The following is a 23416-nucleotide window of genomic DNA, read 5'->3' as shown; positions in this document are numbered from 1 at the left end:
TCCTCGCAATGACGGGACGTCGCGCCATCCGCGAACCTTGTAGAGAATTTCGGGCCAGCCGGCAAAACGAAACGAGGGACGCGTCGCCGCGTCCCTCGAACAAGATGAATGCGCCGCCTTCAGCCCGCCTTCATCGCCTCGGGCTTGGTCATATTGCGCTTGGCCATCGGCTTGTTGAGCGCCGCCACGCAAGTGCGTGCGAAGGCGACCGGCAGCCGGCCGACCTCGGCTCATCTCAAAGCGAGACGCGTCGCGTCGAGAGACGCGTTCACATCGTCGAGATTTAGGGTCCAAAAATAATGTCCCGAAAATCCGCCGGCGCATAAGCTCTCGAGACGTGCGGCGAACCCCGTTTCCACCATTGAGAACCGTGGCCAGAACTTCGGACGAAAGATCCGACGGTATTTTACGATCCAGAATGTCGATCTTCCGAATATCCGAGTTCAGAATGTCTGGATACGAGACATAATTTCCATCGTCAGTATTCGCGAATTCGGCGCGCAATCCTTCTTGCAATTCATAAATCGTCAGCGCCTTCGAGAACGGAACGTCTCTACCGTAAAAAGTCGTGTCGGCAGAAATGCAGTCGATCGTCCTGACGATCTTGACGGCGAAATATCGGTCCGAGGCTTCTCGGCCGTCGTTGTGATGCATCGAAATAGGAGAAATCTGGAGATCGGAAGCCGGAATCGACGCACAGAGGAAGTCCTTCACACGATTTGCAACGACGAAAAATTCGCCATGATGGTAAAAGTTTTGAATAAGCTCGCCCATCCCGTCTGGAAGTCGGGGAAACACAAAAGTCAAATCTTGGAGGAAGCTCGGCAGAACGCTTCTCACGCACTCGAGATGACTTCCGCCCGCGATTTCGATGTCTGGCCTCCCTCCGAGCTTTCCGATCACGCCGAGGGAGAGACTATAATAACAGGGGCAGAGAAGTTCGAAACGCCAACGGGAGCTCATTTTCGGCCACTCGGAAAAAAGACGATGAAAAGTCTGCGTTGGGACTCTGGGAAAAAGGGCGGCTCCGCTCTGCCTTGCAAAGACAGGGGAGCCGCACGAACGGCGAAATAAGCCTCAGCCCGCCTTCATCGCCTCGGGCTTGGTCTTGGCGCGCTTGACGATCAGCTTGTTGAGCGCAGCGACATAAGCGCGCGCCGAGGCGACCAGCGTATCGGGATCGGCGCCGCGGCCCGTCACCGATTTTCCGTCCTCCGAAAGACGCACGGAGACTTCCGCTTGGGCATCGGTGCCTTCCGTTACGGCATGCACCTGGAACAATTCGAGCGCGGCCTCATGCGGCGCCAGCGCCTTTATGGCGTTGAAGATGGCGTCGACGGGTCCGTTGCCGGTCGCCTGATGCGTCTTCTTCTCGCCGTCTATGTCCAAGGTCAGCGCCGCCGTCTGCGGCCCGGCCGTGCCGGCGATGACGGTGAGCGCCGCGACCTTTATGTGATCATTGGCGGTCACGATCTCGTCGTCGACCAGAGCGACGATATCCTCGTCGTAAACGAGCTTCTTGCGATCGGCCAAATCCTTGAAACGCTTGAAGGCGTCCTCCAGCGCATTCTCGCCCAGCTCATAGCCCAGCTCTTTGAGCTTCTCCTTGAAGGCGTGGCGGCCGGAATGCTTGCCCATGACCAGCGAGGTCTTGGACACGCCGACGCTCTCCGGCGTCATGATCTCATACGTATGCGCGTTTTTGAGCATGCCGTCCTGATGGATGCCGCTCTCATGCGCGAAGGCGTTCCGGCCGACGATGGCCTTATTGTATTGCACCGGGAAGGACGTCACCGCCGAGACGAGCTTGGACGCGCGCGTCAGCAGCTTGGCGTCGATATTGGTGCGATAGGGCAACGCATCGGGGCGCGTGCGCATCGCCATCACCACTTCTTCCAGCGCGGCGTTGCCGGCGCGCTCGCCTATGCCGTTGATGGTGCATTCGATCTGCCGCGCGCCGCCGCGCACGCCGGCCAGCGAGTTGGAGACCGCGAGGCCGAGATCGTCATGGCAATGGACCGAGAAGATCGCCTTGTCGGCATTGGGCACGCGCTCGCGCACCATGCGGAACAGCGCCTCATATTCCTGCGGCGTGGCGTAGCCCACCGTGTCGGGAATGTTGATCGTCGTCGCGCCCGCATTGATCGCCGTCTCCACGCAGCGGCACAGGAAATCATGTTCCGTGCGCGTGCCATCCTCGGCCGACCATTCGACGTCCGCGACATGATTGCGCGCCCGCGAGACGGAAGACGCGATCATCTCCAATACTTTTTCCGGCTCCATCTGGAGCTTGTATTTCATATGGACCGGCGAGGTGGAGATGAAGGTATGGATGCGCGCGTTGCGGGCGTGACGCAGCGCCTCGGCGCAGCGGTCTATGTCCTTGGCGGCGGCCCGGGCGAGGCCCGCGATCGTCGCGTTCTTCACGCGCTTGGCGATCTCGGACACCGATTCGAAATCGCCCTGGCTGGCGATGGGGAAGCCGGCCTCGATAATGTCGACGCCCAGCTCGTCCAGAATATCGGCGACCTCGAGCTTCTCCTCGAAGGTCATGGAGGCGCCGGGCGATTGCTCGCCGTCGCGCAGAGTGGTGTCGAAAATGACGACGCGATCGGCGTCGCGGGGGGCGGAAGGATTATTGTCGGTCATGGCTTCGTCCTGAACTGCTCGGCCCGAGCTCGCGGGCGCTCTCGTTTCGTCTTAGCTCGGCTTCCCCTGAATGCCTGGGCCGGGCGGCCCTGGGGGCGTTCAGGGGCGACTAAGAAGCAGCAGGCTCGAAAGAAGACGCGCGGAGGCGAACGCCGAGGAGCGCGCCGCGTCTTTCGTGATGGTGGCCGTTGCCGCCAAAGCTCAGTTCCTCGGTCTCATCGGCGCTGCGCCGATCTGGGCATGAAAATACGCGCCTTCGGCTCGAGTTGCAAGGTCGGGCAGCGACGCCGATCACGCCGGCGCGTCGTCATCCGCCTTCTCACCTCTCGAATGGGTTTCGGCATAGATGACAATGGTCCCTGCGATTGGCCGAGCCGTCCAAGCGTTCAGAGCTTTGTCGAACTCGAGCGTCGCTTGCATCTCGAGCTCGCCGGTCATGTAGATTACAACACGAAGCCCGTCATGGAGTTGGTCCGCGATCGGCTCCATGTCCTTCAGCGACGCGTCGAGCCAAAGGCCGTAGCGATCATTCCCTACCGGCCCCTCGTTCGTGTCGAAGTAAATTCGATGCATTCTTATCCTTATCTTCCCGCCTCAGCCCGCCAGCTTCGCCAGCGCCTCGGCCAATATGCGGGTCTGCGTCCAGTCCAGAAAAATCTCCGGCCCGTCCGCCGCCTTCACCGTGACGCCATCGTCCTGGACTTGCGCCTCGAACTCGTGATCGCTGGCGATCGGGCTCATGAAGACGGTCTTTTCCGCGCTGGAGCCATTGGCCACCGCCGCCAGCGCGCGGGAGAGAATGCCGGCCTCGTTCGGGGTCAGCCGGCGCAGCGGCTGCTCGCCTACGCGAATCGTCACCAATGCGCCAAAATGCCGATGCTCGGCGGCTGCGACTTCGACAATTTGCGACATCGGTAGGCTCCTTTTGTTCGAGCCGTTCCCGAACCGACACGGCTGCATTTAACTATCAGACTGATTTTGCTGGCGCCGATCATTTTTTTGCGGCGCAGCGAACAAGGCACGATCCTTGAATCCCTCGAGGGCGCGTGTCGGGATCCGATCGAGTGGCCGACAATCAAAATCCATACCTTCCCCGTCTCTGCGGCGGGGAGCGGGAGCGCGTATGAGCTTCGAAGATCGTGACACCATGCCGACGGACATTCGCGGCTACCATCGGCGCACCAAGCATGCGCCGAACCGCTATGCGATGGGTCCGGGCTTTCTCGATTGGACGTCGCAGCCCTCGCCCTTCCGCCTCTTCGAGGGCGTGCGGCAGACGCCATTGCCCATCATCGAGGAGACGCCCGCCTTCCCCGGCCCTGCGCCGCAGCCGGCGGCGCTCGATCTTCGCGCGCTCGGCCTGTTCCTCGAGCTGTCCTTCGGCATAAGCGCCTGGAAGAGCTATGAAGGCTCGACCTGGGCGCTACGCAACAATCCCTCCTCCGGCAATCTGCATCCCACCGAATCCTATGTGCTGCTGGATGCGGTGGAGGGGCTCGGCGCCGGCGCCGCGCTCTATCATTACGCGCCGCTGCTGCATGCACTCGAGGAGCGCGCGGCCTATACGACGCCGCGCGTGCTGCCCAAGGGCGGCTTTCTTCTGGCGCTCTCCTCCATTCCCTGGCGCGAGGCGTGGAAATATGGCGAGCGCGCCTTTCGCTATTGCCAGCTCGACGCCGGCCATGCGATCGGCGCCGTGGCTCAGGCCGCCGCCGCGCTCGGCTGGCGGGCGCAGGCGCTGGCCGACCCCTCCGACGGCGAGATCGCCGCGCTCATCGGCCTCGATCGCGAGGACGCCTGGCACAGACGCGAGCCGGAGCATCCCGATCTGCTGATGTGGATCGCGACCGAGCCGGGGCCGGCGACGCCGCTCGATCTCTTCGCTCTCATCGATGCGCCGCGCGAGTTTCGCGGCCAGGCCAATCGGCTGAGCGAGGATCACGACGGCTGGCCGATCATTGATCTCGCCGGGCAATTCTGCCGCAAGCCGCGCCAGCCGAGGCCCCCGGCGCCGACGCGCGCGCAATGGCCGGCGCCCGGTTTCGATGGCGTCTCGATCGGCGCCGCCGTGCGCAAGCGCCGCAGCGCGCAGAAGATGGACGGAACCACCTCCATCTCGCGCGAGGCCTTCGCCGCGCTCATCGCCTCGACGCTGCCGAGCGAATCCACTCTGCTCTCCGCCTTTCCCTGGGGCGCGGCGATCACGCTCATTCTCTTCGTGCATCGCGTCGATGGTCTGGAGCCCGGCCTCTATGCGCTGCAACGCGACAGCGACGTCGCCGCGCGGCTGCGCGAAGCCTCGCGCAAGGATTTCGAATGGTCACTGGTCGAGCTGGAAGGCCTACCGCTCTATCGGCTCTATGCGGGCTCGGTGGAAAAAGAGGCGACCAAGCTCGCCTGCCTCCAGCCCATTTCCGGCAAGGGCTGCTTCAGCGTCGCGATGATCGCGGAATTCGACCGCGCACTGGCGGCGGACGGCGCCTTCGCCTATCGGCGCCTGCATTTCGAGGCCGGCCTCATCGGCCAGGCTCTCTATCTCTGGGCCACCGCGGCGGGGATCGCCGGCACCGGCATCGGCTGCTTCTTCGACGACACGGTCCATGAGCTTCTGGGCCTGACGCCGGGCGATATGCAGTTCCAGGACGTCTACCACTTCACCGTCGGAGGGCCTGTCGAAGACACGCGCATTCTGACGCTTCCCCCCTATCCCGATGACAGGCGAGAGCGGCGATGAATATTCAAATCGAACGCCAATATGTCGAATCGCTGATGGCGCGATTCCCGGCCCGCGCAGGGTTCGCGGAGCAATTGCGCTTCAGCGACAGAGTCGAGGTCGAGTTCTCTCATCTCTCCGACGAGGAGCTGACCTTCCTGGAAGATCTCTATCGCGCGGCCGGCCCGGACATGCGCGCGAGAGCCGCGCAGCTCGCGACGCTGCGCGACGCGCTGAAGGCCGGCGGCCGGCGCTTCGAGGCCACCGAGCTCGAGCAGGTTCTGCCGGCGATGGTGCGCTATCTGACCGCCGACGCCATTCGCGGCTGGCTGTTCACGGCGAGCGTCGCCTCCAAGCCTCTGCCTTACGTCATCACCCGCTTCGACTATGTGCCGGCCTCCAACGACGAGGCGGGCAAGGTGATGATCGAGCTGAAATCCAACGCCAAGGGCGTGCTGACCACCACCGCCATTCGCATCATGGCGGCGGAGGTCGCGGGCCGCACGATCAACGAGATTCTCGCGGTCAAAGGCTTTATCCGCGAGACGCCCGAGCTGATCGCGGCCTTCGACACGGCGACCGAGACCTATTTCGATTGGCGCGGCCGCTATGGCCAGCAATTCACCGGCCGCGGCACCGGCTTTCACGCCGAGGACCCCAACGCCTCGCATCGCGACACGGATTGGTCGCGCAAGGATGTCGTGGTGCTGTCGACCAGCGGCGGCGATGCGCGCCTCGTCAATGACGAGGCCATTCTCTCGGCGCGCAGCCTGACGCTGGAATCGCCCGGCGACGTGCTCGGCAATTTCATCCGCAAAGCGTCGAAGAGCAATAAATTCACCGTCGAGGACGAGCTCGCGGTGATGCAGCAGCAGATCCCCGAACATTTGTTCAAGCGCATTCCGGTGCATCCTTACATTCTGATGTTCCATCTCGATCTGCATCACCATGTCTGGGTGCATGTCGACGAGATGAAGCTCTATGAATATAAGCCCGCGCTGAAGCAGAAGCTGGTGCTGCCGGCCGAGCAGACCGATCTCATCGACATTCTGACCGCCGAGATGGACGTGCTGATGGACGATATCGTCGCCGGCAAATCGGGCGGCACCACCGTGCTCTGCGCCGGCCCGCCCGGCGTCGGCAAGACGCTGACGGCGGAAGTCTATTCGGAGATCATTCAGCGACCGCTCTATCGCGTGCATTCCGGCCAGCTCGGCCTCAATGTCGCGACGATGGAGACGGCGCTGAAGGAAATCCTCACCCGCGCGCAACGCTGGGGCGCGGTGATGCTGATCGACGAGGCCGACGTCTATATCAAGCGGCGCGACGACAATATCGCCATGAACGCCGTAGTCGGCGTGTTCCTGCGCGTGCTGGAATATTTCAACGGCCTGCTGTTCCTGACGACCAATCGCGTCGACGATATCGACGAGGCGATCGTCTCCCGCTGCATCGCGCTCATCAAATACAGCCCGCCGGACGATGACGCGAAGCGCCGCATCTGGCGCGTGATGTCGGATCAGTTCGAGCTGAAGCTCGCCGATGCGCTGATCGACGATCTCGTCGCCGTCTTCCCCTATGCGACGGGCCGCGACATCAAGGGCCTCGCCAAGCTGACGGCGAAATTCTGCCATCAAAAGCAGGTCTCGCCGGATATCGCCGTGTTCCAGCGCTGCGCGATCTTCCGCGGATTGGATGTGGTGCGCGGAGAGGAATTGAAGACCGCCGCGGAGTGACGCGCCGCGTCATTGCGAGCCGAAGGCGAAGCAATCCAGGAGCCGCCCCGCGACTCTGGATCGCTTCGCTCCGCTCGCGATGACGGCGAAGAATCGAAACCAAAGGCCGCGCGCGAAGCCTCCCTCGTGCTTCGAGACGCCCCACTCTGCGGGGCTCCTCGGCATGAGGGAGGGCTTCAGCCGTTCTTGTCGGCGACGACGCATTCGTGCAGCGCTCTCCGGGCGCACGCCAATCGAACAGCACAAATCCCCCTCATGCTGAGGAGGTCGCGAAGCGACCGTCTCGAAGCACGACGGGCTCCAGAACGCGGCGCATGATGGCGCCTCATGCTTCAAAAAAGAAAACGCCCGCCCTCGATGAAGAGAGCGGGCGCTGAATTTCGAACGAGGGAACAATGTCCCTCGATCGTGTCTTACTTCTTCGGCGCTTCTTCGCGGGCCTTGAGGGCCGCGCCGAGAATGTCGCCGAGCGAGGCGCCCGAATCGGCGGAGCCGTATTGGGCGATCGCCTCCTTCTCCTCGGCGACTTCCAGCGCCTTGATCGACACGGCGACCTTGCGCGCCTTGCGATCGAAGAGGGTGATGCGGACATCCACCTTCTCGCCGACGGCGAAACGCTCGGGACGCTGGTCGGCGCGGTCGCGCGCCAGCTCGTTGCGCTTGATGAAGGTGGTGAGGTCGGTGCCGAGGATCTTCACCTCGAGACCGGCTTCCTTCACCTCGAGCACCTCGGTGGTGACGACAGCGCCCTTCTTCACCTCGCCCCCGGCGCTCTCTTCGGCGACCGAGGCGAAGGGATCATTGGCGAGCTGCTTCACGCCGAGCGAGATGCGCTCCTTCTCGATATCGACGTCGAGCACCTGAGCGGTGATGACGTCGCCCTTCTTATACTCTTCGATGACCTGCTCGCCGGGGCGGTTCCAGTCGAGATCGGAGAGATGGACCATGCCGTCCACATCGCCATCGAGGCCGATGAACAGGCCGAACTCGGTCTTGTTCTTGACCTCGCCGGAGACGGTGGAGCCCACCGGATGCTTCTCGGCGAAGGCCTCCCACGGGTTCTGCAGCGTCTGCTTGAGGCCGAGCGAGATGCGGCGCTTGACCGGATCGACCTCGAGCACCTGAACGTCGACTTCCTGGCTCGTCGCGACGATCTTGCCGGGATGCACATTCTTCTTCGTCCAGGACATTTCCGAGACGTGGACGAGGCCCTCGATCCCCGGCTCCAGCTCCACGAAGGCGCCGTAGTCGGTGATGTTGGTGACGCGGCCGTGGAACTTGGCGCCGATCGGATATTTCGCCTCGATGCCCTGCCACGGATCTTCCAGCAGCTGCTTCATGCCCAGCGAGATGCGATGCGTCTCGTGATTGATCTTGATGATCTTCACGCGCACCGTCTGGCCGATGGTGAGCACCTCGCTCGGATGATTGACGCGGCGCCAGGCCACGTCGGTGACATGCAGCAGGCCGTCGATGCCGCCGAGATCGACGAAGGCGCCGTAATCGGTGATGTTCTTGACGACGCCCTCGATGACCTGCCCCTCTTCGAGGTTGGCCACGATCTCGTGACGCTGCTCGGCGCGGCTCTCCTCGAGCACGGTGCGGCGCGACACGACGATATTGCCGCGGCGGCGATCCATTTTGAGGATATGGAAGGGCTGCGGCACGTTCAGCAGCGGGCCGACGTCGCGGATCGGACGAATGTCGACCTGCGAGCGCGGCAGGAAGGCCACGGCGCCGTCGAGATCGACAGTGAAGCCGCCCTTGACCTGATTGAAGATGACGCCTTCGACCTTCTCATTGCTTTCGAAGGCCTTCTCGAGCTTGACCCAGCTCTCCTCGCGGCGCGCCTTGTCGCGCGAGATGACCGCCTCGCCGAGCGCGTTCTCGATGCGCTCGAGATAGACCTCGACCTCTTCGCCCACCTTGGGGGCCGGGTCGCGGCCGAAGCCGGTGAATTCCTTGAGGGCGACGCGCCCTTCGGTCTTGAGGCCGACATCGATGACGGCGACGTCCTTCTCGATGGCGACCACGCGGCCCTTGATGACGGAACCCTCGAAAGCTTCGTTCTGGCCGTAGCTTTCTTCGAGCAGGGCGGCAAAGTCCTCGCGCGACGGGGCGCGCTCAGCTGCAGTTGACATGGGTTCTCCTGGAATGCCCTTTCGGGCGCGGCGCCGGCATGGGGTTGGCGTTGCGGATCGGGCCTCCTCGATCGGAAGTCCCCTCCCGCCGCCGAAGCGAGGCCTGGAGGAAACGAGAGTTCTGCTCAGAGAACTGGCCGGCGCGGCCCGATCGAAAATGCCCGTGTTTTTAAAATACGGAGAGGCTGGAAGGGAAACCCCGCCAGCCGTCCACGCCCTTCTAGCAATTCGGCGCGCGGCGAGCAAGCCGCGCGAACGCGTCTCGATCACCGCGACGGCAGATCGAAATGATAGTTCACGCCGACGCGGACGGTGTGAAAACTCGCGCCGCGCGCGGCGCCCGGATCGCCGCGGCCGTTCTCGCCGAGATCGGTGAAGAGATATTCGGTCTTGACCGACCAGCGCGGCGCAAAGGCCCATTCGACGCCGCCGCCCGCGGTCCAGCCTTCGCGGATCGATCCGCCGACGTCGCCATAAGCGAAACCGCCCGTGCCGTAGAACAGCACGCGGGAATCGAAGCCGGTGACGCCGAAGCGCCCGCGCAGCGTCCCGAACCAGGGCAGCGAGCGCGCCCTCTCGGGTCCGCGCAGGCCCAGCGGATCGGGTCCGCGACCGCCGCCGGAGAGGCTGGTCCCTGAAAAATCGGTCTCGAGGCCGACGACGAAGAGCGGGCCGATCCGATGATTGTAGCCGACGAGCCCGCCGCCCGAGACCCCGGCGTCGGACTTGCCGGAGGCGAACGCGCCGGCGCCGATATCGAGACCGGCATAGACGCCGGTCCATGCGAAAGCCGGCGGCGTCGGGGGCGGCTGGAAGGTCCGCTCGCGCGATGGCAGATCCGCCGCCTGCGCGCCAGCGGAGAATGCTGCGGCCAGAACCAGAGCCGTGATGACTGGCTTCATGAAAAATCCTCGTTTCGACGACGCCCCCGCTTCGGCTTCGTCGATGGGGATTTCCTCCGTTTGTCCGACAGGTTCGAGATATTTCCGGCTCGCGGCGAAGTCGCGCCGAATTCTTGGCGCGCCGCCGCAAACGCAACCCTGGCCATTGTGGACAAAGCGCTTTCGCGCTAGAACGCGCCGTCGCTCACCAATGGATTGCCGACCATGAGTCTTGCACGCATCGCTTTATTGGCGGCCGCTCTCGGCCTTTCCGCCTGCAATGCCGGCCCGCGCGCCTATGTTTACGCCGGCGGCAGCCAGGCCTCTGTTCAGAAGACGATTTCCGTGCCGCGCGGCGCGACCGCCTCTCTCGGCTTCGGCGCCTCGATCAATCCCGATTGCACCCGCTCGGACGTTCCTGATCGCGTCACCCTCACCCAAGCCCCGTCACAGGGCCGGGTCGAGATCAGGCACGAGGCCGGCTACGCCTATTTCCGTCCCGCCAATCCGCGGTCGCGTTGCAACACGACCCGCGTGCCAGGGACGAAGATGTTCTACCATGCGAGCCCCAACGCCTCCGGGACCGACACTTTCTCTTATGACTGGTATTCGGGCACGGGCGGCGTCGCGCATTTCACCGTGACGGTGAATATTCTCTGACATCCTCTCGAGCTTTCGATCCGCAAAGATCGAAAGCTCGTCTGACGATCAGAAATAGCCGAGCTTCATCCCCTGCATGTTCAGCAGCAGGCTGGAGTCGAGCCCGAAGCTCGATCCAGAGCTCGAGCTGTCGAACAATGTCGAGAGCAGCGAGCTCTGCGAATTGGCGTCGCCGCCGTTGTTGTAGTCATATTGCGCGGCGAAGCGCGAGATGAACTGCTGCAGCTTGGTCGGATCCTTGAAGTCGTCGAGTTTCACCTGCGACGACAGCAGCCGATATTGCGTGTCGATGGACTGCGACGAGGTGCTCGACGAAATGCCGAGCGCCGTCTGCACGACGGTCAAAATATTGGCGTCCGCGAGAATGCCATAGACGCTGGTGAGGCTCGGTGCGCGCTGCTGAAAATAGAGAGCGAGCTGCACGCCCGGATTCTGCTGGCCCTGGCTCGTCTCCAGCGCCTGCTCCGTGTAGCGGCTCACCACATTGTCGACGAGCGTCGAGGAGGATGTCGTCGTCTCACCATTGTCGGCGAAGTCGAACGCCGTCACAAAGGCCTTTATGTTGGCGTTGTTGAGCGTGTTGGCGAGCGCCGAATTGCTGGAGACGCCGCCGTCCAGCGCTTTCTGCATCAGGCCCTTGGCGTAGGTCATGCTGCCGAGGCCGAAAGCGGTCATGGCGTAATTGAAGAGACGCGTGTCCTTCATGAAGGCGTCGACCGACGTCACCTTGCCGATATTGTCCTTGAAATATTGGGTCTGCGTCGCGACATCCGGCGATTTGGCGGTGATGGCCTGCCATTTGGCCTGATTATTGGCGATCTGCAGATAGCTGGCGAGCGTCGTCATGAATCTGTTCCGAGGGACTTGCGCTCGATCATGCGCCCGAGGTTCTTGACGCATTGTTAAGTTTCAGCCGAGCTCATTGCCCTCCACTGTGAGCCGCGGATATTTGGCCGCTGCGCCGGGCCGCGCGACATCTCCCGGCTGAATGTCATGACCCGCTATCGCCGCGATCGCCGCCTTTTTCGCGCCGATGATCCTGTTGCGCGCGATGATCGCCGGCCCGACGCCCTCGCCGATCTGAAAGGTCACGCCATACTCATTGTCGACGAGCTCATTGCCCTCGACGCGGATGTTCTGGCGATAGCCGCCGCAGCGCACGCCCATCCAGCCGCCGACGACAATATTGCCGGCGATCTCGACATTGCTCTCCGCCTCTATGCCGGTGAGCCAGCTCATAATGGGGCCGAACTCGTCATCGGGATGCGTCTCGTGCAGGCCGGTGATCCGATTGCCGATGACGAAGCCTATGTCCGTTCCGCGCTCGGCGTTGGCGAGCGCTATTCCGGCGCCGGCGTCGTCGATCTTATTGTCGCGGAAGCTGGCGCGCTTGGCGCCGAACTCCGCATACATGGCGCGCTCGCCGAAGCCGGCGCAATCATTGCCGACCACCTCGACGTCATGGCCCGCGTTGTTGCGCACCGCCGTATAGGCGCAGCGGCGGATGACATTCTTCTCCACGCGCACGAAGCCGGAGCCCCAAATGCTCACGCCATTGCCATAGGCGCCGTCGCCGCCGGACAGATTGCGAATATCGGCGATCTCATTATTGCGGATGCGCGAGCCCTCATAGCGCCCGGCCTTTGTGGTCCAGACTTGCACGCCATTGTCGCCGCAGCGGCGGACCTTGTTATTGTCTATGTCGACGCCGAGCCCATCGAGCGAGAAATAGCCGGCGTCGCGCACATCCTCGACGATATTCTGCGCGAAACGCCCGCCGCAGCGCAGGAGATTGACGCCCCTGCCGCCCGAGCGGCGAATCGTGCAGCCATGCACGGCGAGCTTCGGCACATCGGCGAGATCGAGAAGGCCTTGGCGGCGATCGGCGAAAGCCGCGCCGCCGCCGTCGAAGCTCACATTCTCCAGCGTCAGCGCCGGAACATTGGCGGCGCGAAGCAGCGGGCCGGAGCCGATCGCCTGCAACGCCGAGCCGCCGGCGGCGCCGATGATCGTGACCTTGTCCTCTATGACGAGGGAACGAATGCGCAAGACGCCGGCCGGCAGACGCAGGGCGCCTCCCGCATGGGCAGCCTCGCGCAGGCGCCGCTGCAGCCAATCGGTGGCGTCCGGGGCGGCGGCGTCAGCGCGCGCAGCGGCGCCGAGAGCGGCGAAAGCGCCTGCTCCAAAGGCTAAAATCTCTCGTCGGGTCGGTGTGGCCACACCTCGGATTAGCGCGAGGAGCGCGACGCGTCGAGCCCGAACTGCCGCTTGTTTTTGCACTGCGGCCGCGCCAAATCGGGCATTGCGCCTAATTTATGTAGTTGCGTTACATAACGGTCGGGGGCATAAAGAGAGCGCCCAAACGGGTAATCGTCTTGCAAAGAACAAGTCTAGGTCCCGCCTCCACTGCTCTGCGACTTGCGACATCGCTTTGTTCGTTGAGGCGGTTCTCCTTTCTGCGACGCTCTACCCCTCCAGAGCGCGGCCTCATCCGTCGAGGTCGGTCCTTTGCGGTTCAGGTTCTCACGGTGTTGTCCAACTCCCCGTTTCGCGTACGCGCGGAACGGGGAGCCCCTTTTTATGCCGAAACCCGTCGCGCGGGAAGCGATTACAGCGCTCGCCGTATGGGGCTTCGCGGTCGCTTCGTCGTTTTAGAAGAACCGGAGTCTCCAAATGCCTCTCGCGGTCGACGATCTCTTGCGTCGCTGGGTCGAGGAGCGCGCCGCGAGCCCCGAGCCGGGCGACGGCGAATATGCGCAATTCATCGCCGATTGGCTGCCGCTCGCCTCCAGCGACGACTGGCACAGAATGATCCTCGGCCATAATCGCGCACTCGGCGACGCGCCCTTGTTCTGGATCATGCGCCAGCCGCGCTGCGAGAAGGCGACCGCGCTCGGCATTTTCTACCTCGCCCGGCCGGGCCGGCTGCTCGCCTATGGAAGAGATCGCGCCGAGGTCCCGGAGCCGATGAAACGCGCCTATGATTTGATCGGCGAGATCAGAATGCGCTATGTCAACGGCTTCTACCGGGCGTCCACGCTGCGCTTCGACGCGGTGGAGGCGCTGGCGCGCGAGGCTCGCCTGCCGGCGCGTTTCGACCAGAAGGCGCTCGACCTCCTCATTCCGCCGGAAATGCGCGTCTCTATCCCCGGCCGAAAGCTGGGCCTGCAACATGGCGTCAGAAACCGTCTCCTCCTCGATACGCCGCTCGGCGCGCGCTGATCGCCCCGCCGCTCCCGACGCATCGCTCTCCGCGCTCGCTTTCATCCGCGCCGCTTCCGAAGCCCCGTCCGCGCCCGGCGCCTATGCGCTGCTCATCGCGCTGACGCATCCGCTCGAGGCGCGCGCCGGCCGTCGCGCGGCGACGCTCGCGCCGGGGCTCTATCTCTATTGCGGCTCCGCCAAAGGGCCGGGCGGGCTGCGCGCGCGGCTCGGCCGGCATATGCCTCAGGGCAAGCGGCGCCGCTGGCATATCGACCAGCTGACCGAGGCCGGCGAATCGCTCGGCGCCTGGATCACCGAGGCGAAGGGGGAATGCGATCTCGTCGCGGCGCTCTCGGCGCTGCCGGTTCCGCTCGAAGGATTTGGCAGCTCGGACTGCCCGCATTGCCGCAGCCATCTGCTGTTCTGGCCCCGGGCGACGCCCCGGCTTTCCTCGCCGCGCAAAAATGCTAGGAAGAGCGCCGAAAAGGCGCACCCAATGTCAGACCAGAAGAAATCCAAGATAGAGGCCCGCTCCCCGCGCGGCCTCGCCGACCGCGACGCCGCCGAACTGGCCGCCGCCGGCCGCATGATCGACGTGATTCGCTCCGTCTATGAGCTCTACGGCTTCGAGGCGCTGGAGACCCCGGCGATCGAATATACCGACGCGCTCGGCAAATTCCTGCCGGACCAGGACCGCCCCAATGAGGGCGTCTTCTCCTTTCAGGACGACGACGAGCAATGGCTGTCGCTGCGCTATGACCTCACCGCGCCGCTGGCCCGCTATGTCGCGCAGAATTTCGACCGGCTTCCGAAGCCGTACCGCTCCTATCGCTTCGGCAATGTCTATCGAAACGAGAAGCCGGGGCCGGGGCGCTTCCGCCAATTCATGCAATTCGACGCCGATACGGTGGGCGCGGCCTCGCCGGCCGCCGACGCCGAAATCTGCATGATGGCCGCCGACACGCTGGAGAAGCTCGGCATTCCGCGCGGCGATTACGTCATCAAGATCAACAGCCGCAAGGTGCTGGACGGGGTGATGAAGGCCATCGGCCTCGAGGGCGACGAGAACGCCGGCCGCCGCCTCACTGTGCTGCGCGCCATCGACAAAATGGACCGGCTCGGCCCGGAAGGCGTCAAGCTTCTGCTCGGCCCCGGCCGCAAGGACGAGAGCGGCGACTTCACCAAAGGCGCCGGCCTCGCCGACGACGCGGTGGCGACCATCCTCTCCTTCACGCTCGGCGGGCAATATAAGGACGGCGAGCCGCGCTTCGGCCTGTTCGAGCTGCTCGGCCGCAGCAATATCGGCGCGGAAGGCGCCGAGGAGCTGCTCGAGATAGAGGATCTGGTGCGCGACGCCGGCTTCGGCCCGGACCGCATCCGCATCGATCCTTCCATCGTGCGCGGGCTCGAATATTACACCGGCCCGGTGTTCGAGGCCGATCTCACCTTCGAGACCAAAGACGAGAAAGGCCATCCGGTGCGTTTCGGCTCGGTCGGCGGCGGCGGACGCTATGACGGGCTCATCGGCCGTTTCCGCTCCGACAATACGCCGGCGACGGGATTTTCGATCGGCGTGTCGCGTCTCTATGCGGCGCTGAAGCTGGTCGGCAGCCCGGTCGTTTCGGCGACGACGCGGCTCGGCCCGGTCGTCGTGCTGGCGCTCGACCGCGATCATATCGCCGATTATCAGCGCATGGTCGCCGCTCTGCGCAACGCCGGCGTTTCGGCGGAGCTCTATCTCGGCTCCTCCGGCATGAAGGCGCAGATGAAATACGCCGATAAGCGCAACAGCCCGGCCGTGGTGATTCAGGGCTCGGACGAGCGCGCCAAGGGCGAGGTGCAGATCAAGGATCTCATCGAAGGCGCGCGGGCGAGCGCCGCCATCGCCACCAATGAGGAATGGAAATCCGCCCGGCCCGCGCAATTCTCCGCGCCGGAGAGCGAGCTGGTGGAACATATCAAGGCGCTGCTCGCCCGCCAGGGATGAGCGGCGCCGCGCCCGCGCCCGAAATTCCCATCGCCGCGCGGCTCGAACGCAGCGGCGGATGTTTCGCGGAATGTCCGTCTCGTCTATAAGGAGCTGCGGCGAGGAGCCCCTAGCACATGGCGCAGCACGACATAGACCCCGCAGCGGATAGCCACGCGGCCGGCGAATCATCGGCGAACGACGCTTGGACGACCACGAAGGTCGACCATCCGGCCGAGGCCGAGCGCACGGAGAGCGAAGCAATTTCGGCGCCCGCGAGCGAGGCCGCGCCGGCGCAAAAGCCGCGCCGCAAGAATTGGCATCGCTTCACTCTGCTCGCCGCGACGCTCGGCCTGCTGGCCACCGCAGGGTCGATCGCCGCCTATCGTTTCCGCGACAAGAATGAGAAGCTCGCGGCCTTCGCCACCATCGTGGACGAGAGCTTCGCGCGGCCGGAGAAGCTGATCGCCACGCTGCGCGAGACGATCGTGAAAGCGACCGGCAAGCCGGCGGCGCCCGAGAAGCCGGCCGACAAGCCCGGCGCAGCCAAGCTCGCCGAGCCCCTCCAAAAATCGACGCCCGCCCCTGTGGAGACGAAGCCGGCCGAGCCCGCCGTTCCGCCGCGCTCCGGCGGCGATCACATCACCTGGAACGCGCCCGCGACGCCCGCGGCTCCTCCCGTTCCTGCGCCCGTCCCGGCCCCGGCGGCCCCGGCGCCGGTCGTTGCGGCTCCGCCGCCGCCCGCGCCCGCCAAGCCGGCGGCGGAGGCCAATCCGGTTTCCAACGCCCAAATCGAGACGCTGACGCGCCGCGTGGACGAGCTCGAGCGAATCGCCCGCTCGGCCCTGGCGCTGGCGGAGCAGGCCCGCAGCGCCGAGCCCGCCGCCGCGCCGCGCGGGGCCAAGGTCCCGGACCAGAAGGTGCAGGACGTCGAGGATAATGTCAGCGGCCTCGAGGGCCGGATCGACTGGCTCTCCGACGAGGTGAAGACTCTTCGCGACAAGCTCGACGCGGCCAAGGACGAGACCCGCGCCCCGCGCGAGGTGGAGCCGGCCCCGCCGCCGCCCGCGCCCGTGGCCGCCGCGCCGGAGGAGAAGGGCCCCAATCCGGCGACCGTCGCCGTGGTCGCGCATTCGCTGCAGCGGGCGCTGGACCGGGGAGCCCCCTTCCCGTCCGAATACGCCATTCTCTCCGCCCAGGGCGCCGATTCGCAGGCGCTGGCCGCGCTCGCGCCTCTGGCCGAGAAGGGCGCTCCCGATGCGCGCGCGCTGCGCGCCTCCTTCCATCCGCTGGTGCGCAAGCTCGAGGCCTCCGCCGATCTGAAGCCCGACGCCCCCCTGGCCGATCGGCTGCTGCAAGGCGCCTCCAAGCTGGTGAAGGTGCGCAGCCCGGTGGAGAAAGAGAAAGCCACGATCGGCGACATAGCCGATAAGCTGGAAGCCGCGCTCGACCGCGGCGAGATCGAGACGGCGCTGGCCGCTTTCGCCGAATTTCCCGACGCCGCAAAGGCCGTCGCGCGCGAGTGGGAGACGCAAGCCCGCCAGCGCGTGGAGGCGGAGAAGGCGGCGGCCTCCATTCTCGCGGGCGCGCTGGATGCGCTCGCAAAACCAAAGAACTGAGCAGGGCCAGACAATAATCCTGCTGAAACAAAAAAATCTAAGCGGACGCGCTTAGAGCCGAGGCGAGGATCGACGACCCATGATTCTGCTGCTCTTCTTCATTGCGGCGCTGGCCGCTCTGTCCATCGGCCTCCACTGGCTCATCGAGCAGCCCGGTTCGATCACGCTCGACTGGGGCGGCTATCACATAGAGACGACGCTGGTCGTCGGCGCGGCGGCGCTGCTCGCGACGATCGCGGCGATCCTCATCGCCTGGGCGATCATCGCCTATTTCTTCCAGGCGCCCGCGCGCTTGAAGCAGAACTCCCGCGCCAAGCGCCGCGAGCGGGGCTTTCAGGCCCTCTCCCGCGGCATTGTGGCCGCCGGCGCCGGCCATCTCGCCGAGGCCAAGCGCGCCGCCAAGGAGGCGGTGAAAAACCTCGACAAGGAGCCGCTCACCTATCTGCTGCGCGCGCAGGTCGCCCAGCTCGAGGGTGATCGCGTCGGCGCCGAGACCGCCTTTCACGAGATGACGCAGCTCTCCGAAACGCGCCTTCTCGGCCTGCGCGGCCTGCACATCGAGGCCAAGCGCCGCAAGGACGACGAGGCGGCGCATCATTTCGCCGATCAGGCGCATCAGCTCGCGCCGCTGCCCTGGGCCGGCCATGCGCTGCTCGAGCATCACGGCGCCCAGGCCAATTGGGAAGAGGCGCGCATCGCCGTCGAAGCCAATCTGAAGGCCAAGGCCATCGATCTGCCGACCGCGCAGCGCCTGCGCGCCGTGGTGGAGACCGCTCTGGCGCTGGAGAAGCAGGCCACACATCCGAGCGACGCGCTGCATCTCGCCCGCCAGGCGGTGAAGCGCGCGCCCGATCTGGTTCCGGCGATCGCGCTGATCGGCCGCCTACTCGCCCGTCATGGCGACAGCGCCAAAGCGCTGAAGCTGCTCGAGAAGGCCTATGCCGAGCATCCGCATCCCGATATCGCCGAAGCTTTTCTCGAGATCGCGCCGAGCGAATCCAACGCCGAGCGCCTGGTCCGCGTGCGGAAATTCGCCGCCGCCGTCTCGCATTCGCCGGAGGCGGGGATCCTCGTCGCCCGCGCGGCGCTGGCGGCGCGCGATTTCGGCGCCGCGCGCAAGGCGCTGGCTCCGCTCGTCGCCGAGGGCAAGACGCCGACCGCTCAGATCTGCCTGCTGATGGCCGAGCTGGAGGACGCCGAGAACGGCCCCAGCGGGCCGGTGCGCGAATGGCTCGCCCGCGGCTCGCGCGCGCCGCGCGATCCGGCCTGGATCGCCGATGGCGTCATTTCGCGTCGCTGGGCGCCGGCCTCGCCCGTCACCGGCAAGCTCGACGCTTTCGTCTGGGCGACGCCGCCCGAGCCCGTTCGCGGCCCGACCGAGGACGCCCGCGCCGATATTCCGGCGGCGTTCCTGACCCGGCCGGAGCGGCTGCTGGAAGCCAAGATCGAGGAAGAGAGCGCGACGGCCTGACGCGCTCTACCCGCCGATCAGCACGGTCGGCAGACCCATGACGATCTTGTTCGGCGGGCCGACCGCCTCGACGATGGTGTCGCCCTGCCGGCAAGCGGGCAGGCCGTTGATGAAGACGCTGGCGGAGCCGTCCACCACCACGCCCGGCCCATGCGGCGGGATCGGCAGCGGCGTCGCGCACATGTGAATATCCGCGCCGCCGGCGGCGCCGCTGATCATCGATCCCATGCTGGCGGCCGCCGCCGCTTTGGTGGCCTGCTCGGCCGCCAGAGCGGCGGGCGCGCCCGGCGTTCCGGCGGCGGCCAGCGTCGCCGCCTCGGCCGCCTGGATCGTCGCATCGGAGGTCGATTTCGCGGATTGTATCGCAGCGGCGGCCGCGCCGCCGACGCCACGCCACGCCGGCAATTGGCCGATGAACACGTTGAAGCTGCCGGGGCCGGGCGTCAGCACCGGCGGCAGAGGATGGGCCACAGGGTCGCTCACGCGCGCAGCCGGCCGTCCCATGATCCGCTCCCTCTATGATCTCGAGCAATGCATATCAGCCTATTCGATAGGCCATCGCCGTCAATCGCGCTGTGCGCCCGCCCATATCGCTTTCGCGGCGGAGACGATATTCTCGCGCGCATTTTCTAAAGTGAAAGGCGGCTTTCGATGAATTTCCCTTTCCCCCGAAGCGCCGGATTGGCGGCGGCGGTTCTGGCGCTCGGCTTTTGGGGGGCGCGGGCGGAGGAAACCCTTCAAGAGCTCGTCCATCGCGGGCCGGAGCTCGCCGGGCTCGAGGCGGCGGGGCTCGTCGTCGAGCAGATGGAGCTGACGCTCGGCGCGCAGAACAGCTCGCTGAAATATCGCATCGTCAATCCCACGGCGGCGCCGGCGCGGACCAATGTGGCCTTCCCCCTGCCCGAGATCGATTTTTCCGATCCAGACGCAGCCTGGTCGATTCCCGGCGCCGACCCGATCAATTACATCGGCCTCGCCGCGACCATCGATCAAAAGCCGGCGCCGCTCGCCGTCTCGCAGAGCGCCTTCGTCGAGGGCAAGGATGTGACCGCCGCGCTGCGTCGCAGCGGCCTGCCGCTGGTTCCCATCGGCTTTTTTCACGACAAGCTCGCCGCTCTGACGCCGGACGCCCGCGCGCGGCTCGTCAAGGATGGGCTCATCGCCGAGAATGGCGTCGATCAGGCGGGAAATCCCATTTACGCGCCGCGCTGGTCGGTGCGCGGCGCGGCGACGCGCACGCTCGACCTCGCGCCGGGACAGAGCGCGCTGCTCGATTTTCGCTTTCGCTCGAGCGTCGGCGTCGCCCGCGACAGTGTGCTGCGCGAGCCCCTGCGCTCCTCCAAGGAGCTGGCGGCGGAGGTGGAGCGCCGCCGCGCCGATTATTGTCTCGATCGCGCCTTTCTCGCGGGCGTCGACAGAATGGTCTCCGCCGCTGCGGCCCGGCGCTCCGCGGCGCAGGAAGCCGCCGCGCTTCCGCCCGAGAGCGCCGAGCCCGCCGCGGCGGATGCGCCGAAAAAGCCGCAGCCCGCGGCGCGCATCTTCCCCGAGGCCAATGTCGCCGAGCTGCAGGAGCGCCGCATCTCCTTCGATCTCGGCGCCGGCGCGCCCGCCGCGCCGGTTCGGCAATTCCGGCTCGTCGTGGACAAGGGCAAGCCGACGCGCCTCGTGAGCTTCTGCCTCGCCGATCTGAAGAAAATCTCGCCCACCGCCTTCGAGATGCGCGCCGCCGATTTCCGGCCGACCGGCGTGCTGCGCGTGCTGCTCGTCGGACCCAAGGATTGATACGGCTTCCTGATTGCTTCGGCGCGGCAAATACAATCCCCTCGTCCTGAGGCGCTTTTTGCGGCACGCAAAAAGCCTCGAAGGACGTTCCAGCGACACGCAGCGGCGAGACCCTTCGAGACGCCCGCTTCGCGGGCTCCTCAGGGCGAGGGACGGATGTTTCATCCGAATGGATCGATCAGAAGTCGTATGAGCGGGAGCGGCCCCGCCTATTGACGCGCGCCGCCCCTCTCGCCACATCGGAGCGGGGCCTCGAGGGGCGGCCTGCTGAAACTGGTCGGAGCCGATGCGCGTCTTTTCCCTCGTCTGTCTCGCCCTGCTCGCCGCCGCCGCCGCGCGGGCCGAAGCCCCCGCCGCCGAGCCTTCCCAGAGCGAGGCCGGCCGCTTCGCCATGAGCCCGACGGAAGGCGGCATGCTGCGGCTCGACAAGCAGACCGGCGCAGTCTCCTTCTGCACAGTGGAGGGCGGGCTCTCCGTCTGCCGCGTCGCCGCGGAGGAGCGCGCCGCGCTGCAGGAGGAGATCGACCGCCTCGCCCGCGAGAATGCGCAATTGCGCGCCAAGCTCCCCGGCGCCGCGCCCGAGGCGACGGCTCCCCACAAGGGCCTGCCCGGAGAGGAAGAGTTCGAGCGCGCGCTCTCCTTTACCGAGCGATTCCTGCGGCGCATGATGCAGCTCTTCCGCGAGGAGGCTCCCAAGGGCGACAGCCTCTGATAGAATTTCACATGATCGTTTTCGCGGCGCGCCTTCTCCCTCTCCCCGCGAGCGGGGAGAGGGAAAGCGGCCGGCGCGTCGCGAAAACGTCGATAACGCCGCAATCGAGAGCGAAGGACGCATGGCCTCCAATAGTCGACTCCATGATTTTCTCGGCGGCTCGCCGCTGCAAGTGCTCGTCAAGCTGCTGTTCGTCTCGCTGGTCGTCGGCGCGCTGCTGATGTGGCTGGAGATCGAGCCCATGGATCTCGTCCATGGCGCGCGACGCTTCTTCGACCGCATCTCCTCGCTCGGCTTCGGCGCGGTGCACACGGTCATCGGCTATGTGATCACCGGCGCGGTCATCGTCGTGCCGATCTGGTTCGTGCTGCGGCTCTTCAATTCCGGGCGGCGCTAGAGAAAATTCTTGCGCGAGGCCGCCGGCGCGAGGATGACGGCGCGAGCGCCCGGGCGAATCGCCCGCCGGCCATTCCCGAGGGGTCACAATGTCCGCAACTCTAGGCAAGAGATCGACCGTCTATCGCTATCTGACCGGTCCCGACGACGCCGAATTCTGCAAGCGCGTCACCGAGGCGCTGAGCCTCGGCTGGTCGCTCTATGGCTCGCCGACGCTGACCTTCGACGCCACGAAAGGCAAGGTGATCTGCGGTCAGGCGATCACCAAGGACGTCTATGATTTCAAATACACGCCGGACGTGAAACTCTCCGAGCTGTGACAGGATAGATGGATTGGCGGGACGAAGGGCTCGTCATCGGCGTCAAGCGCCACGGCGAGTCCGCTGTCATATTGGAGCTGATGACGCGCGCCCATGGGCGTCACGCCGGCATAGTGCGCGGCGGCGCCGGGCGCGCGCTGCGCTCCGTGCTGCAGCCCGGCAATAGCGTCGAGGTCGCCTGGCGGGCGCGGCTCGAGCAGCATCTCGGCGCTTTCGCCGTGGAGCCGTTGCGCTCGCGGGCGGCGCGGCTCATCGACCGCGCCTTCGCCCTGCATGGCGTCGGCCATCTCTGCGCGCTGCTGCGGCTGCTGCCGGAACGCGATCCGCATGGCGAATTGTTCGATATGGCCGAGGTCATCGCCGACCGGCTCGATTCGCTCGATCTCGCTCCGGCGCTGATGGCGCGATTCGAGCTGGCGCTGCTGGCGGCGCTGGGCTTCGGCCTCGATCTCGAGCGTTGCGCGCTGACGGGGGAGACGGCCGATCTCGCCTATGTGTCGCCCAAGACCGGCCGAGCGGTCGCGCGCGCCGCCGGCGCGCCCTGGCGCGATCGTCTGCTGCCCTTCCCCGATTTTCTACGCCAGCCGGCGCCGGCCGGGGCGGAGGCCGGCGAGCTGGCGGCGGCCTTTCGCCTCACCGGGCATTTTCTGCAGCGCGACGTCTTCGGCCCGCGCGGCCTCGCCGCGCCGCAGGCGCGTGGGCTCTATGTGGCCGCCGTGGCGGCGTCGGATGCGAGCCTGAAGGCTCGCGGTCCAACGCGCCCCCAGGACCGCGAGCCTTCAGGCTCGCTCGAGGCGCTCACTCCTGCTCGCACACCACGCGGCGCTCATGACGGCTGACGCCATAGCCTTCGTCGACCGGCACTTCCACTTCCTTGCACAGCGCCTGCGGCGAGGCGCCGTGGCGCGCGTCCTTTTTCTCCGCCGAATCCTCGTGCAGAAAGGGCAGCCAGTCGAACAGCGAGGCTTCGAGCGCCATGGAGCGGACGCTGGCCCCCGCGAGGGCGGCGGCGACGAAAAACGCGAGCAGGAGAGGCTTCTTCATGAGATGCGGCTCGAAAAGACGGAGGCGCCACAGGACGCCGAAAGCTGCGCTGTCTTAGTGGAAGCACGCAGCGACGGCAATGGTTCACGCCAGAGTCGCGGCGGGATATAAGCGCACGCAGT

General features: G+C 65.7%; 21 protein-coding genes and 1 pseudogene. 12 read left to right on the top strand and 10 right to left on the bottom strand.

The genetic code is table 11. From position 1 onward, the window contains the following. Positions 1-570 precede the first annotated feature (570 nt). The 4 genes and pseudogenes from METLW4_RS28890 to METLW4_RS0116880 form a co-directional block, all read right to left on the bottom strand. Positions 571-774 (bottom strand): annotated as a pseudogene (locus tag METLW4_RS28890) (imm11 family protein); the annotation flags it as partial. Positions 775-1077: 303 nt separating this feature from the next. Further along, positions 1078-2649, bottom strand: a complete 1572-nt coding sequence (locus METLW4_RS0116890) for a 2-isopropylmalate synthase (RefSeq protein ID WP_018267415.1) — start codon at positions 2647-2649, stop codon at positions 1078-1080. A gap of 291 nt (positions 2650-2940) precedes the next feature. Beyond that, positions 2941-3222 carry a hypothetical protein gene (locus METLW4_RS0116885; RefSeq protein ID WP_018267414.1) on the bottom strand — a complete coding sequence of 94 codons (282 nt, stop codon included), beginning with the start codon at positions 3220-3222 and terminating at the stop codon, positions 2941-2943. 21 nt (positions 3223-3243) lie between these two features. Beyond that, a complete protein-coding gene (locus METLW4_RS0116880; RefSeq protein ID WP_018267413.1) occupies positions 3244-3561 on the bottom strand; it encodes a hypothetical protein in 318 nt (105 codons plus the stop codon). Between the two features lie 211 nt (positions 3562-3772). Between METLW4_RS0116880 and METLW4_RS0116875 the strand changes: the two genes are divergently transcribed. Both METLW4_RS0116875 and METLW4_RS0116870 read left to right on the top strand, forming a co-directional pair. Further along, positions 3773-5383, top strand: a complete 1611-nt coding sequence (locus METLW4_RS0116875) for a SagB/ThcOx family dehydrogenase (RefSeq protein WP_026191575.1) — start codon at positions 3773-3775, stop codon at positions 5381-5383. Continuing rightward, entirely contained in the window at positions 5380-7098 is a 1719-nt protein-coding gene (locus tag METLW4_RS0116870) for an AAA family ATPase (RefSeq protein ID WP_018267411.1), read from the top strand. Before METLW4_RS0116875 ends, METLW4_RS0116870 begins: the two co-directional genes overlap by 4 nt. A gap of 413 nt (positions 7099-7511) precedes the next feature. Here METLW4_RS0116870 and rpsA read toward each other — a convergent pair whose 3' ends face one another. Together rpsA and METLW4_RS0116855 are read right to left on the bottom strand one after the other, a co-directional pair. After that, positions 7512-9239 carry a 30S ribosomal protein S1 gene (rpsA, locus tag METLW4_RS0116860; protein WP_018267409.1) on the bottom strand — a complete coding sequence of 576 codons (1728 nt, stop codon included), beginning with the start codon at positions 9237-9239 and terminating at the stop codon, positions 7512-7514. A gap of 266 nt (positions 9240-9505) precedes the next feature. Further along, entirely contained in the window at positions 9506-10141 is a 636-nt protein-coding gene (locus METLW4_RS0116855; RefSeq protein WP_018267408.1) for an outer membrane protein, read from the bottom strand. 204 nt (positions 10142-10345) lie between these two features. Here METLW4_RS0116855 and METLW4_RS0116845 point away from each other — a divergent pair, with 204 nt between their 5' ends. After that, complete coding sequence (locus METLW4_RS0116845; protein WP_157235202.1) at positions 10346-10780, top strand: hypothetical protein; 435 nt, start codon at positions 10346-10348, stop codon at positions 10778-10780. Positions 10781-10828: 48 nt separating this feature from the next. On the opposite strand, the gene METLW4_RS0116840 is transcribed toward METLW4_RS0116845, so the two are convergent. Then, positions 10829-11626, bottom strand: a complete 798-nt coding sequence (locus tag METLW4_RS0116840) for a DUF1217 domain-containing protein (RefSeq protein WP_018267405.1) — start codon at positions 11624-11626, stop codon at positions 10829-10831. Positions 11627-11689: 63 nt separating this feature from the next. Then, positions 11690-13000: a TIGR03808 family TAT-translocated repetitive protein gene (locus METLW4_RS0116835; RefSeq protein WP_245258466.1), complete on the bottom strand. Its 1311-nt coding sequence runs from the start codon at positions 12998-13000 to the stop codon at positions 11690-11692. Between the two features lie 453 nt (positions 13001-13453). Between METLW4_RS0116835 and METLW4_RS0116825 the strand changes: the two genes are divergently transcribed. The 4 genes from METLW4_RS0116825 to METLW4_RS0116810 all read left to right on the top strand — a co-directional run bounded on the left by METLW4_RS0116825 (position 13454) and on the right by METLW4_RS0116810 (position 19040). Next, the gene (locus METLW4_RS0116825) at positions 13454-14002 is read left to right on the top strand and encodes a DUF4274 domain-containing protein (protein ID WP_018267402.1); all 549 of its coding nucleotides are present in this window, start codon (positions 13454-13456) and stop codon (positions 14000-14002) included. Next, positions 13953-15971, top strand: a complete 2019-nt coding sequence (gene hisS, locus METLW4_RS0116820; RefSeq protein ID WP_018267401.1) for a histidine--tRNA ligase — start codon at positions 13953-13955, stop codon at positions 15969-15971. Before METLW4_RS0116825 ends, hisS begins: the two co-directional genes overlap by 50 nt. Positions 15972-16087: 116 nt before the next feature. Beyond that, positions 16088-17569: a COG4223 family protein gene (locus tag METLW4_RS0116815; protein WP_018267400.1), complete on the top strand. Its 1482-nt coding sequence runs from the start codon at positions 16088-16090 to the stop codon at positions 17567-17569. Positions 17570-17648: 79 nt separating this feature from the next. After that, positions 17649-19040 carry a heme biosynthesis protein HemY gene (locus METLW4_RS0116810; RefSeq protein WP_018267399.1) on the top strand — a complete coding sequence of 464 codons (1392 nt, stop codon included), beginning with the start codon at positions 17649-17651 and terminating at the stop codon, positions 19038-19040. A gap of 6 nt (positions 19041-19046) precedes the next feature. Here the strand turns inward: METLW4_RS0116810 and METLW4_RS0116805 are convergent, their stop codons facing one another. Then, positions 19047-19544, bottom strand: a complete 498-nt coding sequence (locus METLW4_RS0116805) for a PAAR domain-containing protein (protein WP_018267398.1) — start codon at positions 19542-19544, stop codon at positions 19047-19049. Between the two features lie 147 nt (positions 19545-19691). On the opposite strand from METLW4_RS0116805, the gene METLW4_RS0116795 reads away from it, so the two are divergent. The 5 genes from METLW4_RS0116795 (at position 19692) to recO (ending at position 23089) form a co-directional block, all read left to right on the top strand. Beyond that, the gene (locus tag METLW4_RS0116795; RefSeq protein WP_018267396.1) at positions 19692-20822 is read left to right on the top strand and encodes a DUF4424 family protein; all 1131 of its coding nucleotides are present in this window, start codon (positions 19692-19694) and stop codon (positions 20820-20822) included. Positions 20823-21108: 286 nt separating this feature from the next. Then, positions 21109-21534, top strand: coding sequence for a hypothetical protein (locus tag METLW4_RS0116790; RefSeq protein WP_018267395.1), 426 nt, complete (start codon positions 21109-21111; stop codon positions 21532-21534). Between the two features lie 121 nt (positions 21535-21655). Further along, on the top strand, positions 21656-21931 hold the full coding sequence (locus METLW4_RS0116785) for a DUF6460 domain-containing protein (RefSeq protein WP_018267394.1): 276 nt from the start codon (positions 21656-21658) through the stop codon (positions 21929-21931). Between the two features lie 88 nt (positions 21932-22019). Then, positions 22020-22250: a DUF1737 domain-containing protein gene (locus tag METLW4_RS0116780; RefSeq protein WP_018267393.1), complete on the top strand. Its 231-nt coding sequence runs from the start codon at positions 22020-22022 to the stop codon at positions 22248-22250. A gap of 8 nt (positions 22251-22258) precedes the next feature. Further along, complete coding sequence (gene recO, locus METLW4_RS0116775; RefSeq protein WP_018267392.1) at positions 22259-23089, top strand: DNA repair protein RecO; 831 nt, start codon at positions 22259-22261, stop codon at positions 23087-23089. Here the strand turns inward: recO and METLW4_RS0116770 are convergent. Then, entirely contained in the window at positions 23049-23294 is a 246-nt protein-coding gene (locus METLW4_RS0116770; protein WP_018267391.1) for a hypothetical protein, read from the bottom strand. The two genes, recO and METLW4_RS0116770, sit on opposite strands and share 41 nt — an antisense overlap. Between the last annotated feature and the right edge of the window lie 122 nt (positions 23295-23416).

Origin of the sequence: Methylosinus sp. LW4 (assembly GCF_000379125.1) — a bacterium.
In the GTDB taxonomy this organism is placed as follows: Bacteria; Pseudomonadota; Alphaproteobacteria; order Rhizobiales; family Beijerinckiaceae; genus Methylosinus.
This window is presented reverse-complemented; position numbering and strand designations above follow the sequence as displayed.